The 13,577-nt window shown below is 33.6% G+C and carries 15 protein-coding genes; 8 read left to right on the top strand and 7 right to left on the bottom strand.

Annotation, left to right across the window (positions count from 1 at the left end; all coding sequences use genetic code 11):
• Window positions 1-28 precede the first annotated feature (28 nt).
• Genes uxuA through ACWI69_RS03205 form a run of 5 tightly spaced genes read left to right on the top strand, consistent with a single transcriptional unit; the run spans window position 29 to window position 5,542 of the window.
• Entirely contained in the window at window positions 29-1,075 is a 1,047-nt protein-coding gene (gene uxuA / locus ACWI69_RS03225; protein WP_448820413.1) for a mannonate dehydratase, read from the top strand.
• Window positions 1,076-1,101: 26 nt separating this feature from the next.
• Window positions 1,102-2,706, top strand: coding sequence for a mannitol dehydrogenase family protein (locus tag ACWI69_RS03220; protein WP_448820412.1), 1,605 nt, complete (start codon window positions 1,102-1,104; stop codon window positions 2,704-2,706).
• 27 nt (window positions 2,707-2,733) lie between these two features.
• Window positions 2,734-3,762: a TRAP transporter substrate-binding protein gene (locus tag ACWI69_RS03215; RefSeq protein ID WP_448820411.1), complete on the top strand. Its 1,029-nt coding sequence runs from the start codon at window positions 2,734-2,736 to the stop codon at window positions 3,760-3,762.
• Window positions 3,755-4,234, top strand: coding sequence for a TRAP transporter small permease (locus tag ACWI69_RS03210; RefSeq protein ID WP_448820410.1), 480 nt, complete (start codon window positions 3,755-3,757; stop codon window positions 4,232-4,234). The genes ACWI69_RS03215 and ACWI69_RS03210 overlap by 8 nt, the downstream gene beginning before the upstream one ends.
• A gap of 3 nt (window positions 4,235-4,237) precedes the next feature.
• Window positions 4,238-5,542, top strand: coding sequence for a TRAP transporter large permease (locus ACWI69_RS03205; RefSeq protein ID WP_448820409.1), 1,305 nt, complete (start codon window positions 4,238-4,240; stop codon window positions 5,540-5,542).
• Window positions 5,543-5,602: 60 nt separating this feature from the next.
• On the opposite strand, the gene ACWI69_RS03200 is transcribed toward ACWI69_RS03205, so the two are convergent.
• Genes ACWI69_RS03200 through mtnA form a run of 3 tightly spaced genes read right to left on the bottom strand, consistent with a single transcriptional unit; the run spans window position 5,603 to window position 8,523 of the window.
• Window positions 5,603-6,268, bottom strand: coding sequence for an L-fuculose-phosphate aldolase (locus tag ACWI69_RS03200; protein WP_448820408.1), 666 nt, complete (start codon window positions 6,266-6,268; stop codon window positions 5,603-5,605).
• A gap of 13 nt (window positions 6,269-6,281) precedes the next feature.
• Window positions 6,282-7,460: an S-methyl-5-thioribose kinase gene (gene mtnK, locus ACWI69_RS03195; RefSeq protein WP_448820407.1), complete on the bottom strand. Its 1,179-nt coding sequence runs from the start codon at window positions 7,458-7,460 to the stop codon at window positions 6,282-6,284.
• A gap of 4 nt (window positions 7,461-7,464) precedes the next feature.
• Window positions 7,465-8,523 carry an S-methyl-5-thioribose-1-phosphate isomerase gene (gene mtnA, locus ACWI69_RS03190; RefSeq protein WP_448820406.1) on the bottom strand — a complete coding sequence of 353 codons (1,059 nt, stop codon included), beginning with the start codon at window positions 8,521-8,523 and terminating at the stop codon, window positions 7,465-7,467.
• Between the two features lie 261 nt (window positions 8,524-8,784).
• On the opposite strand from mtnA, the gene ACWI69_RS03185 reads away from it, so the two are divergent.
• Together ACWI69_RS03185 and ACWI69_RS03180 are read left to right on the top strand one after the other, a co-directional pair.
• Window positions 8,785-8,967, top strand: coding sequence for a type II toxin-antitoxin system HicA family toxin (locus tag ACWI69_RS03185; RefSeq protein WP_448820405.1), 183 nt, complete (start codon window positions 8,785-8,787; stop codon window positions 8,965-8,967).
• Between the two features lie 43 nt (window positions 8,968-9,010).
• On the top strand, window positions 9,011-9,409 hold the full coding sequence (locus ACWI69_RS03180; protein WP_448820404.1) for a type II toxin-antitoxin system HicB family antitoxin: 399 nt from the start codon (window positions 9,011-9,013) through the stop codon (window positions 9,407-9,409).
• A 42-nt stretch (window positions 9,410-9,451) separates the two neighbouring features.
• Here ACWI69_RS03180 and fsa read toward each other — a convergent pair whose 3' ends face one another.
• The 4 genes from fsa to ACWI69_RS03160 form a co-directional block, all read right to left on the bottom strand.
• Window positions 9,452-10,087: a fructose-6-phosphate aldolase gene (fsa, locus tag ACWI69_RS03175; protein WP_448820403.1), complete on the bottom strand. Its 636-nt coding sequence runs from the start codon at window positions 10,085-10,087 to the stop codon at window positions 9,452-9,454.
• The gene (locus ACWI69_RS03170; protein WP_448820402.1) at window positions 10,084-11,040 is read right to left on the bottom strand and encodes a transketolase family protein; all 957 of its coding nucleotides are present in this window, start codon (window positions 11,038-11,040) and stop codon (window positions 10,084-10,086) included. Before ACWI69_RS03170 ends, fsa begins: the two co-directional genes overlap by 4 nt.
• Entirely contained in the window at window positions 11,033-11,872 is an 840-nt protein-coding gene (locus ACWI69_RS03165) for a transketolase (RefSeq protein WP_448820401.1), read from the bottom strand. Before ACWI69_RS03165 ends, ACWI69_RS03170 begins: the two co-directional genes overlap by 8 nt.
• 76 nt (window positions 11,873-11,948) lie before the next feature.
• Window positions 11,949-13,205 carry a PTS ascorbate transporter subunit IIC gene (locus ACWI69_RS03160; RefSeq protein ID WP_448820400.1) on the bottom strand — a complete coding sequence of 419 codons (1,257 nt, stop codon included), beginning with the start codon at window positions 13,203-13,205 and terminating at the stop codon, window positions 11,949-11,951.
• A gap of 188 nt (window positions 13,206-13,393) precedes the next feature.
• Between ACWI69_RS03160 and ACWI69_RS03155 the strand changes: the two genes are divergently transcribed.
• A partial coding sequence (locus ACWI69_RS03155) for a helix-turn-helix domain-containing protein (protein ID WP_448820399.1) occupies window positions 13,394-13,577 on the top strand: 184 nt, incomplete at its 3' end.

Here is a 13,577-nt window from a genome sequence, read left to right as displayed (position 1 = left end):
TAATATAGAAATTTTAAGGAGGAAAAAAGTGAAATTATCATTTAGATGGTATGGAGAATCTGATCCAGTAAAACTGGAATACATAAAGCAGATTCCAACAATGGAAAGTATTGTAACAGCTATATATGATGTTCCAGTTGGAGAAGTTTGGCCAATGGATAAAATATTAGCTTTAAAGGAGACAGTTGAAAAAGCTGGACTAAAATTTGATGTTATAGAGAGTGTACCAGTACATGAAGATATAAAATTAGGTATTGGAAAAAGAGATGAGTATGTAGCGAACTACAAGCAAAACATAAGAAACTTAGGAGCTGCTGGAGTTAAAGTTATATGCTACAACTTCATGCCTGTATTTGATTGGACTAGATCACAGTTAGACAAAGAGTTAGAGGATGGTTCAACAACACTTGTTTACTACAAGGATCAAGTGGATAAATTAGATCCATTAAATAGTAATTTATCACTACCAGGATGGGATTCAAGTTATACAAAAGAGCAGTTAGCAGAGCTATTTGCAGGATATAAGAGTATAGGGCAAGAGGGGCTTTGGGCTAATCTGGAGTATTTTTTAAAAGAGATTATTCCAGTGGCTGAAGAGGCTGATGTAAAAATGGCTATTCACCCAGACGATCCACCTTGGCCAATCTTTGGACTTCCAAGAATCATAACGTGTGAAGAAAATGTTGATAGATTCTTAAGTTTGGTTGATAGCAAGTACAATGGACTAACTCTTTGCACTGGATCATTAGGGTGTGCTAACTTCAACAATATGGAGAAATTAGTAGATAAGTACAGTGCAATGGGAAGAATCCACTTTATACACGTGAGAAATGTAAAGCTTCTTGAGGATGGAGTAAGTTTTGAAGAAGCAGCGCACTATTCAGGGTGTGGGTCATTGGATATAGTTAAGATTATGGCAGCACTTCATAAGAATAACTTTGATGGATACCTAAGACCAGATCATGGAAGAATGATTTGGGGAGAGACAGGAAAACCAGGATATGGATTATATGACAGAGCTTTAGGAGCGAGCTATATAACAGGAATTTGGGAGACTCTTTCTAAGTTAAAGTAACAGTTATTAACAAAAGGAGATTTGAAATGAAATTAAACTTAAAGGATATAAAAAACATAGATGGTTCATTGGGGATAATAGTACCAAAATATGATATTGAGGCAGTGAAAGAGGAAACTTTAAAAGCGCCAAAGTGGTTACACTTTGGTGCTGGGAATATCTTTAGAGCATACATGGGGAAAGTCGGACAAGTTTTAATTGAAAAAAATCTAGAGAATACAGGGATTATTGTAGCTGAGAGCTTTGATACTGAGATTATAGACAAAGCTTACACACCATTTGATAACTTAACTATCTTAACGACATTAAATAAAAATGGAGATTTCCAAAATGAGATTATTGGTAGTATCGTTGAGTCGATAAAAGCTACTGATGAAAACTTTAAAAGTTTAGAGGAGATTGTAAAAAAAGATTCGCTTCAGATGATTAGTTTTACAATAACTGAGAAGGGATATAACTTAAAAGATCCTTCTGGAAACTATTTTGGAGTTATATTAGAGGATTTCAAAAATGGATTTACTTCACCAAAGCATGTAATGACTTTAATAACAAAATTACTTTACTCAAGATTTAAAACTAATGGAACACCAATAAGTTTAGTAAGTATGGATAACTGTTCTGGAAATGGGGATAAAATAAAGGCAGCTGTTTTAGAGATAGCTACAGCTTGGAACAATAATGGGTATGTTGAGGATGAGTTCTTAGTATATTTAAAGGATGAGTCTAAGGTATCTTACCCTGTGACTATGATTGATAAAATCACTCCTAGACCAGCTGAAGAGGTAAAAATCTCTTTAGAGAAGCTAGGATTTGAGAATATGGCACCAGTTATCACAAGTAGAAACAGCTTTGTGGCTCCTTTTGTTAACGCTGAAATACCAGAGTATTTTATAGTTGAGGATAAATTCCCTAATGGAAGACCAAACTTAGAGGCAGCTGGGGTATTTTTAACAGATAGAGAAACTGTTGAGAAAACAGAAAAAATGAAAGTAACTACATGTTTAAATCCACTACATACAACACTTGCGATATTTGGGTGTATTCTAAATAAGAAATCAATCTATGATGCTGCAAGTGATGAGGATTTGAATAGATTAATAAAAGAGGTTGGTTACAACGAGGCTTTAAAAGTTGTTGAAAGTCCAAAGATAATCGATCCAAAGACTTTTATAGATGAGGTTATAGATGAGAGATTCCTAAATCCATATATTCCAGATCAACCGGAAAGAATAGCTACAGATACATCTCAAAAGATAGCTATTAGATTTGGAGAGACTATTAAGTCATATATGGCCGACAAGAATTTAGATGTTAAATCATTAAAATATATTCCACTAGTTTTAGCAGGATGGTTTAGATACCTTTTAGGAGTGGATGATAAGGGATTAGAGAGATCAATTAGTAGTGACCCAATGTTGGAGATGCTTAAGGGAGAGTTAGCAGGTATCGAATTTGGAAAACCTGAGAGTTACAGAGGACAACTAAAAGTGATACTTAGAAATGATAGAATCTTTGGAGTTAACTTAGAAGAGGTTGGTCTTTCTGAATTAGTAGAAAATTATTTTGTGGAAATGTTATCTGGGGAGGATGCAGTTAGAAATACTTTACATAAGTATTTAGAAGCAAAATAAGAATCTTAATTAAAGGGAGATAGGAAGATGAGAATAATGAAAAAGGTTTTAATGGGAACTATGGCTATTGTCATGGGAGCTCTTTTTGCATCCTGTAATAAAGGGAATGGAAAAGAGATCATCAGAGTATCACATAACCAAGCGGCAGATCACCCTACTAATATAGGATTGCTTGCTTTTGAGAAATACATAGAAGAAAACCTTGGTGATAAGTATGATGTTCAAATATTTCCAAATGAGCTTTTAGGTTCTCAGGTAAATACAGTTGAGTTAACTCAGACAGGGGCGATTAATTTTACTGTTGCAAGTAATGCAATATTAGAGAGCTTTGAAAATGTGTATCAAATTTTTAATCTACCATATCTATTTACTAGTCCGGAGCATTATCATGCAGTGATGGATGATAAAAGTATCGTAGATCCAATATTTAAATCTACACAAAAATCTGGATTTGAAGCAGTAGCTTGGTTAGATGCTGGAACTAGAAATTTCTATACGGTTAAAAAGCCAATACTTACTCCAGATGATTTGAAGGGATTAAAAATTAGGGTTCAGCAGAGTGCTTCTAATATTAGAATGATGCAACTATTTGGTGGATCAGCTACTCCAATGGGGTTTGGAGAGGTTTATACAGCGTTGCAACAAAATGTTATAGATGGAGCGGAAAATAACGAGTTAGCTATAACAAGTAATAAGCATGGTGAAGTTGCTAAATATTATTCTTACAATATGCATCAAATGGTTCCTGATATTGTTATTGGAAACGAGAAGTTTTTGAGCAATCTTTCACCGGAGGAAAGGGAAATTTTTGATAAAGGATTCCAAATAATCTCAAGAGTTCAAAGAGATGCTTGGGGAAACTCGGTAGAGAAAGCTATAAAACAAGCTAAAGAGGAGATGAACGTGCAATTCTTCTATCCAGATGTGTTGCCGTTCCAAGAGAAAGTTTTACCACTACACCAAGAAGTGATGACAGCAAATCCTAAATTAGTTCCAATATATGAGAAAATTCAGGAAGTTGGAAAGTCTATGACTGGAGGAGATGAGAATGAATAATATAAGAAAAGGGTTGGATAAAATTTTATTAGGAACTTGTGTGGTCTTATTCGCATTCATGACCTTAATGGGAACTTATCAAATTTCATCAAGATATATATTTAAAGCACCAAGTACAGTATCTGAAGAGCTAATTTCTTACTCCTTCGCTTGGATGGCAATGTTGGCTGCAGCATATATTTTTGGAAAGAGAGATCATATGAAAATGGTTTTCTTTGTGGAAAAATTAACTGATAAAACTCAGAGTTTACTAGGAGTTTTAAGTGAACTTGTGGTATTTCTATTTTCACTTGGAGTTTTAGTGAGAGGTGGATCAGCAATAACAGCCCTGACTATGACACAAACTACTCCTGCTCTTAGAATATCTATGGGATATATATATGCAGTACTTCCAATATCTGGAGTTATAATCTGTATCTACTCCTTGTTAAATATAAAGGATATTTTAGAGAAATTAAAGGAGGAGATATAAAAAATGGTTTTAACAACAGCTCTAATTATGTTTAGTGTGCTGATAATTACACTAATTTTAGGATTTCCGATAGCTATAAGTATTGGAGTATCTTCGATACTAGCTATTTTACCATCTTTGGCTTTCGATAATACGCTTATTACAGGAGCTCAAAGAATATTTTCTGGAATATCGAATTTTACACTTATAGCAATACCGTTTTTTATTTTAGCTGGAAATATAATGAATCAAGGTGGAATAGCTAAGAAATTGGTGTCATTTGCTCAGTCTTTGACAGGAAGGGTACCAGGATCACTTATGCAGACAAATATTCTTGCAAATATGATGTTTGGAGCTATCTCTGGGTCATCAGTTGCAGCGTGTGCTGCTATGGGTGGAATACTTTTACCTATGGAAAAAGAGGAGGGATATGATCCAATTTTAGGTGCTACAGTAAATATTTCAACAGCGCCAACAGGGTTACTAATACCACCATCAAATTCGCTAATTGTTTACTCTCTTGTAAGTGGAGGAACATCGGTTGCAGCTCTATTTATGGCTGGATATATTCCGGGAATACTTTGGGGTCTAGGTTGTATGATTTTAACTTTTTTCCTAGCTAAGAAAAGAGGAATGAAAGGAAAGGCAGCAGCAAAGTTTTCAGTTGTATTAGCTACATTTATAGATGCTATACCATCACTAGCACTTATAGTTATTGTAATAGGTGGAATTATTAGAGGTATATTTACACCTACAGAGGGATCGATTGTGGCGGTAGTTTACAGCTTATTATTATCTATGTTTTTCTATAGAAGTATAACAGTGAAGCAGTTAGTTAAAATATTTGAAGAGAGTGCAAAGATGACAGGAATAATTGTTTTTCTGATTGGAGTTTCAACAATTATGTCATGGGTAATGGCTTTCACAGGTGTGCCTCAGGCTATTTCTAATCTGATATTAGGAATCTCTGAGAATAAATATCTAATTCTTTTATTGATGAACGTACTTTTATTATTCATTGGAACATTCATGGATGTCACACCAGCGATACTTATATTTACACCAATATTCCTACCAATAGTTAAGACTTTTGGAATGACTCCAGTTCAATTCGGAATCATCATAGTATTTAACTTATGTATTGGAAATATCACACCACCAGTTGGAAATACATTATTTGTGGGAGTAAAAGTTGCCAAACTTAAAATGGAAGATGTTATGAGAGAGATGGTAAAGTACTATGCAGTCATTATAGCAGTATTACTACTGGTAGTTTATATACCTCAGCTTTCAACAGCACTACCAAAATTAATGGGGTTAATAAAATAAAGGGATTTATATTAATAGAAGGGACAGAACTTTAAAGTTAAACTGTCCCTATTTTTATGTTTAAATCTCTTCGTGTTCTTCGATTCTTTTTCCATAATTTTTAAATCTCTCTATCATAGAGGTCATTTCTTCAACAGACAGCGAAATAGGTTCACCCATAGATTTAGCTCTACAGAAAAGTTCAGAGCAAAACTCAACATCTAAAGCGATAGAGAAAGCTTCTTTTAAAGTTTTACCTCCAGTAATTAACCCATGGTTAGCAAGAAGTGCAGCATTTCTACTTTTCATGGCTTCAAAGGCGTTTTTAGCTAGTCTTACAGTTCCATAAGTTGCATATTCAGTACACCTAATATCAACCCCAGCAGTAGCTAAAATGTAGTGAATAGGAGGAAGATTTATATTAAGACATGAGATTGTTGTAGAAAAAGTACTGTGGGTATGAACAACAGCATCAATATCATCTCGATATTTATAGAAAATTCTATGCATATCACATTCACTTGAAGGAACTCTATGTCCATCTACAATTTTTCCAGTAGTCACATCAATAATAACAATATCCTCTGGTGTTATATCAAAATAACCAACACCACTAGGAGTGATAGCCATTAAATTCTTTTCTCTATTAAAGATACTTAAGTTTCCACCAGTACCCTTAGTTAAATTTTCTGTAATCATTTTTTTACCATAAACAATAAGTTCTTCTCTTTCTCTTTCTAAAAGCATAGTTTTTTCTCCTTTAAAAAAGTTCTCTGTAATCTTTTCCACATTTGAATTTTTCTTGGTTGAATAATATTTGTAATGCTAAAGTTATATTCTTCATTTGAGCTTTCTTTTGAATATCTTTATCATTGTAATCATCCATCTCTTTAACATGAGATGAACCAGTTGTTCTTCTTATCATTTCACAAGCACAATACCCTGCAGTATCTTTTAAAATACTATTTAAATACCAGAATTTAAACTCCTCATTAGTTTTAGCAAAATGTTCAGTGGCATATTTGTCCCAAACTTCAATGAACTCTTTTTTAAAGTTATCTATAAAGCTCTCAATTTGATTTAAAACATAGTTTTTATATTGTATATTTCCAAGAGCTTTGTGGTAACAAGCATTCATAAATAGATTAGCTAAAAACATACCAACATCAAATCCCATAGGACCATAGAATGAAAACTCTGTATCAATGAATTTTAGACTATTTTCTTTGACGAAAATACTTCCTATATGAGCGTCTCCATGAAGAAGAGCTTGTGCATTACACATAAAATTGTGCTTTAACTTGGCTACTTCAAAAGCTACATTTTTGTCATCGAAAACATTTTCTTTAACAAAGTCTAAAAGGTGATTATCAATTCTATTTCTAGAAGCTAAAAATGCTGAGTTAGTTAAAATTAGATGTTCTGTTAAATCACAAAGATCCTTATTGATAAACTTTAACACTTCATCTTTTTTAGTTTTACTATCAAGGACAATATCGCTAGTTCTAAGAAGAGTATTGGCAAAGAAGTTAGCTGCATCTTTCCCTAAAGTTGGAAATACAATGCCATTTATCATGGCAGTTCTAAGAATTTCATGTCCTGTTAAATCTTCCATAGCTATAATGTATTTTGAAGGATCGTAGTTATAGACAATAGGTACCATATTAGGAGAAAGAGCACCTTGTGTTATAAGTCCCATAGCCTCAATCTCTCCTCTTCTAGGGTCTAATTTCATTTCTATAGATGTTCTAGCATACGGAAGAGATTGCTTTAAAATTAGAGATTTACCAGAGTTAGAGTCAACTATTCTAAAGACATTGTTTAGGTTACCATCTCCAATCTCCTTACAAGTTAGATGATTTTTATCTTTAAAAAAATTTAAAGTTTCAACAGAGTATATAAGTGCAGAATTTTCATTTAAAATCTCATAAGATGTCATAGATTTACTCCTCCCCTTTCATTTTAGCTAAACTTTCTTTATAATTTGGTCTAGCAATTCCTTTTTCACAAATAATAGCTGTAATTAATTCATTAGGAGTAACATCAAAACAAGGGTTGTAAACTTTTATACCATATGGAGCCGTTCGCTTTCCAAATCCTTCTGTAATCTCTTCATCAGGTCTAAGCTCAATAGGTACATCACTACCTTTTTCCATAGAGAAATCTACACTTGCAAAAGTTGAGGCTACATAAAATGGAATGTTATGATATCTAGCTAAAACAGCGACATTATAAGTTCCGATTTTATTGATTGTATCACCATTAGCAGTAATTCTATCACTTGATACAACTACAGCATCAATAAGACCTTGCTGCATACAGTAAGCAGCCATATTATCACAGATTAAAGTTACATCTACTCCAGCTTTTTGAAGTTCATGAGCAGTTAATCTAGATCCCTGTAAAAGTGGTCTTGTTTCATCCACAAAAGCTTTAATATTCATCCCTCTTTCTTTAGCAAGGTAAAATGGAGCTAATGCAGACCCTCTGATAACAGTAGCGTAGCTTCCTGCATTACAGTGAGTTAAAACAGTCATTCCATCTGTTAGAAGAGATAAGGCAAACTCTCCAACCTTAGCACAGTCATCTATATTTTCTTGCCTAATCTCATGACATCTATTTAAAATAGCTGTTTTTATCTCGGGAACAGAAAGATGAGCATTTTTTAAAGCGCATTTTCTAATTTTATTAACCATTACAAATAGTTTAACAGCTGTAGGTCTAGCTGTATCCATATAGTTACAAATTTCAAGAACTTTATCTACAAATTTTTTAGAATCTGTTTCTTCTGATTTCCAAACTCCTAAGTAAACACCATAAGCTCCACCAATACTTAAAGCACCAGCTCCTCTAATTGTTAAAGTTTTTATATAGTGATGCATCTGTTTTTCATCAGTTACTGTTAAAAACACTGTTTCTGTTGGAAGCTTAGTTTGATCTAAAATAATAGCCCCATTCTCACTCCACTCTATAGAATAAATAAAATCTTTTTCAGTTTTCATATATTCTCCTCCTATATTATGATATCGTATAATACAATATACATATATAATTCTAAAACAGAAAAAAATCAAATAAAGTTGATAATAAAGTAAAAAAGAGCTAAGTTATTCCCTAGCTCTTTTATACAATATTTTAAACTATCTATTCCAATCTGTTAAAAACTTAGCAATTTCAGCATTTGTAAGTGGATACTCTAACATTTTATATTATATTTGACATACACATTTTTAATGTGTATAATAAATGTGAGGTGAATAGACATGTCATACAATTCAAAAGACCTCATTCAACTATTGAAAGGTAATGGTTGGATTTTAGATAGAATTAACGGTTCACATCATATTTTTTACAAAGGAAGCGTAACTGTAATAGTTCCTCATCCAAGAAAAGATATGAAAAAAGGTACATATCTTTCTATCTTGAAGGCTGCGGGATTAAAATAATCCCGCTAACTTTATATATTAATATAATTTAGAGGTGATGAAAATGAAAAAAGATAGATATATTTATCCCGCAATTTTTAAACAAGAAGAAGAAGGGTTTAATGTTTCTTTTCCAGATTTACCTGGAGCATTTACATGTGGAGATAGCTTAGAAGAAGCTTTATTTATGGCTAAAGATTGTTTAGGCTTGTATTTATATTCTTTAGAATCTAGAGAACAAGAAATTCCTAATGCTAGTAAGCCTCAGAGTATAAAGGTAGATTCAATGGAGTTTGTTCAATTAGTTGAAGTTTTCATGACTCCTATTAGAGATGATGAAAATAATAAATGTGTTAGAAGAAATGTAACTTTACCAAAATGGCTTAATGATTTAGCAAAAAAAAATAAAATAAATGTTTCAGCTATTTTAGAAAGTAGTTTAAAAAGTAAATTAGGATTGTAAAAAAGCTATCTCACATAAATTTATGTGAGATAGCTTTTTAAGTTATCTATTCCAATCGGCTAAAAACTTAGCAATTCCAGCATCTGTAAGTGGATGCTCTAACATTTTACAAAGTACAGGATATGGGATTGTACCAATGTGGGCCCCAGCCTTAGCAGCTTCTTTAGAGTGATAAGTATTTCTAATGCTAGCAGCTATAATTTCACTACCGATATTATGAGTTTTAAAAATTTCAGCAATCTCTTTTATTAGTTCAATACCATTTACTCCAGTGTCATCAAGTCTTCCAAGAAAAGGGCTAACATAAGTAGCTCCAGCTCTTGCAGCTAAAAGGGCTTGGTTAGCGGTAAAAATAAGAGTCACATTTGTCTTAATTCCTCTATTTGTAAGATGTCGACAAGCCTCCAAACCATCTCTTGTAATAGGAAGTTTTATAACTATATTGCTATGAATTTTTGCAAGTTCTAAAGCTTCAGCAATCATCTCATCAGCTTTTAAAGAGATGACCTCGGCACTGATAGGACCATCCACAATATCACATATTTCACTTACAACCTCTTTGAAATCTCTTCCCTCCTTGGCAATTAATGACGGATTTGTGGTAACTCCGGAGATACACCCCATTTTTGCAGCTTCTCTAATCTCATTTACATTAGCAGTATCGATAAAAATTTTCATAGTTTTCCTCCTAAAGCAAGCTCACTTGCCTTCTCTATAATTTTTTCAGCTGTCAAACCATACTCTTTCTGTAGAAACTCTTGCGTTCCAACTTGTCCAAACCTATCTTCAATGCCTACCTTTCTCATAGGTATTGGGTAGTGTTCTACAAGAACTTCAGCAACAGCACTTCCAAGACCACCAGTGACATTATGGTTTTCAGCTGTTATAATTTTCCCTGTTTTTTTGGCGTATTCAATAATTAAATCTTTGTCTATAGGTTTTATAGTAAACATATCGATAACAGCGACGCTAACTCCTTGCTTTTCAAGTTCTTCAGCAGCTTCTAGTGCTTCCGCAACCATTATTCCATTAGATATTATCGTAAAGTCTTTACCATCTTTTAGAACTTTTCCTTTTCCAATTTCAAACTTTTCATTTTCATCATATATTTTATAAGCATTTTTTCTAATTGTTGTTATGTAATGAATTCCGTAGATATCTTTTATTTCACGGATAAGGTATTTTAACATAGTGGAGTCTGTAGCAGTGATAACTGTGGCTCCAGGAATCTCTCTCATAAGAGCTACATCTTCAAAGGACGTATGAGTTCCACCGTTGTGCTGTGATGTAATTCCAGTGTCTGACCCCAATATTTTTATATTTGTTTTAGCATAAGCTCCAGATAAGAATATTTGGTCATAACACCTCCTAGTGGCAAAAGGACTAAATGTATGAATAAAAGGGATTTTTCCAAGAAGAGATAGCCCACTTGCAGCTCCGACCATGTTAGCTTCCATAATTCCACAATTGACAAAATTTTTCGGGTAATCGACTCCAATGGATGTTGTAGTAATAGCCTCAGAAAGATCAGCTTCTAAAACATAGACATTTTTATCCTCTTTAATAAGTTCTTTTAGTGTTTCACTGTATGCTTTTCTCATCTCTGTAATTTCTAATATAAGATTACTCATTGTCAGCCTCCTTATCACTATTTTCAAAGTTTTGAATCTCCCAAAGAAGAACTCCCTTCATCTCATCATTGAATCTGACGTGGTGATTTGCTTTTAAATCCTCAAAGTATTTAACACCTTGCCCTTTGATAGTATCTAAGACAATAGCTTTAGGTTTCCCAAAGTTATTGCTTTTTAAAGCTGTTTCAATCTCTCCAACAGAGTTACCTTTAACTTGCATAGAGTGAAATCCAAAACTTCTAAGTTTTTCTAAGATACTAAAAGTTTCACAGATTTCATCAGTTGTTCCGTCTAATTGTTTTTTATTGTTATCTACTAGAAGAGTGAAGTTAGTTAATTTAAAGTTGGCAGCAAATTGAATAGCTTCCCAACATTGTCCCTCATTTAGTTCTCCATCCCCAACAATACAATAGACCTGTCTTTCACTACCGTCTCTTAAAAGACCTAAGGCAATTCCAACAGCAGCAGAGATACCCTGTCCCAAAGAACCAGTTGTCATATCAATTCCCGGAGTCAAATTTCTATCGGGATGACTGGGAAGGGTAGTTCCATTGTCATTTAGTGTCATCAGAGTTTCCAGTGGAAAAAATCCTTTTAATGCAAGTGTAGCATAAAGGCTGGGTCCGGCGTGCCCCTTGGATAAAACTAAAAAATCTCTATCTAAGTTTTTAGGGTCCTTTGGATTGATTTTCATATTTGAATAGAGAACTGCTAGAGTTTCTACAATGGACATAGCGCCACCAATGTGCCCAAAACCTCTATTTAAAAGCATTTTTAGTGTCTCTTTTCGAATATTTTTAGCAAACTTTTCCATTTGAATAATATCACTCATAAAAACCTCCTAATGAAAATATCTTGTAAAAATTTATGGATACCCTATAGGTATCCATAATATAGTTCTGTGAAATTTAGAAATAACCTACAATATATCCTAAAATAATTCCTACAACTCCAAAATCTGCATCAGAAAAAGTTGTGTTAGCAAATCCTAAACTTCCTAAAATTGGAAGTAGAGCTACAGGTAGGAATGTAATTAAAAGACCATGAGCAAAGGCTCCAAGGGTTGCTCCTTTTCTACCACCAGTTGCATTTCCAAAAACTCCAGCAGTAGCTCCACAGAAGAAATGAGGTACAACACCCGGTAAAATTAATATCATTTTAAGTTGTCCTAGGATTAAAAGACCGACAATACCACCGGCAAAACTGCTAAGGAATCCAATTAAAACAGCGTTTGGTGCGTAAGGGAATACAATAGGACAATCTAGAGCAGGTTTAGCGTTAGGTACTAACTTTTGAGAAATACCAGTGAATGCAGGCACAATTTCCGCAAGAAGTAATCTAACCCCTTGAAGAATAACGTATACTCCAGCAGCAAAAGTGATGGCTTGAACGATAGCAAAGACAATATAATTTTGTCCGCCACTCAAATTTTGCTCAACATATTGAGGACCAGCGGCAACGGCGACTATAATGTATAGAATACTCATAGTTAAAGAGATTGAGATAGAGCTATCTCTTAAGAAACTTAAGTTCTTAGGAAGAGTCATCTCCTCAGTAGATTTAGAGTGCTTTCCAACAAGAGATCCGACCCATGCTGATAAAAGATAACCAACTGTACCGAAATGCCCAAATGCTACATCATCAGAGCCCACAATTTTTCTCATAACAGGTTGTGCAATAGCTGGGAAAAATGCCATGATAAATCCAAGAACTAAAGCTCCGACCCCGATTAAAGTAGTTCCAGTCAATCCACCAACGGCAAGAATAACAGCAATCATACAAGCCATATAAAAAGTGTGGTGTCCAGTTAAGAAAATATATTTTAAAGGTGTAAATTTAGCAATTAGGATATTTGCTAACATACCAAAAGCCATAATAAGAGCTGTTGCAGTACCGTACTCTTTCAAAGCCATTCCTACGATAGCTTCGTTATTAGGGACAATCCCTTGAACATTGAAACCAACTTCAAATAGTTGACCAAATGGAACTAAAGCCCCAACTAAAATACCAGCTCCACCACCGATAATAATAAACCCTAGTATAGTTTTAATAGTTCCCTTAATCGTGTCTGAAGCACTTTTTTTCTGTAGCAATAAACCGATTAATGATATTAAACCAACTAAAATAGCTGGAACTTTTAAAATGTCTAGTATAACATTTAACATCTCTATTCACTCCCTTTTTCTTTTATCAAAACACCCTGAGAAAACCTCTTCCTCTATTAGGGAGAGGATGAATCAGGGCAATCTTTTAGTTCCTTTAATCGAATATATAGCTTAATAGTTTCTATTGTTTTTTCTAAAATATGGTATAATCAGACCACATAAATTTTAAGTTTAAGGAGGTGAAAACTATGAAGACGTATAACTTAGCTTTTAAATATAGAATCTATCCTAATGAAACTCAAACCAATACAATTAATCAAACTTTTGGTTGCACTAGACTTGTGTATAACAGATTCTTAGCTCAGAGAAAAGAATTGTATGAGACAGAGAAAAAATCTGTAACCTACAATACCCAAGCTAAAGAGCTTGTAC

It is taken from the genome of Cetobacterium sp., assembly GCF_977044495.1.
The sequence above is the reverse complement of the archived record's forward strand: the minus strand, read 5'-3'. Positions and strand labels throughout refer to the sequence as shown.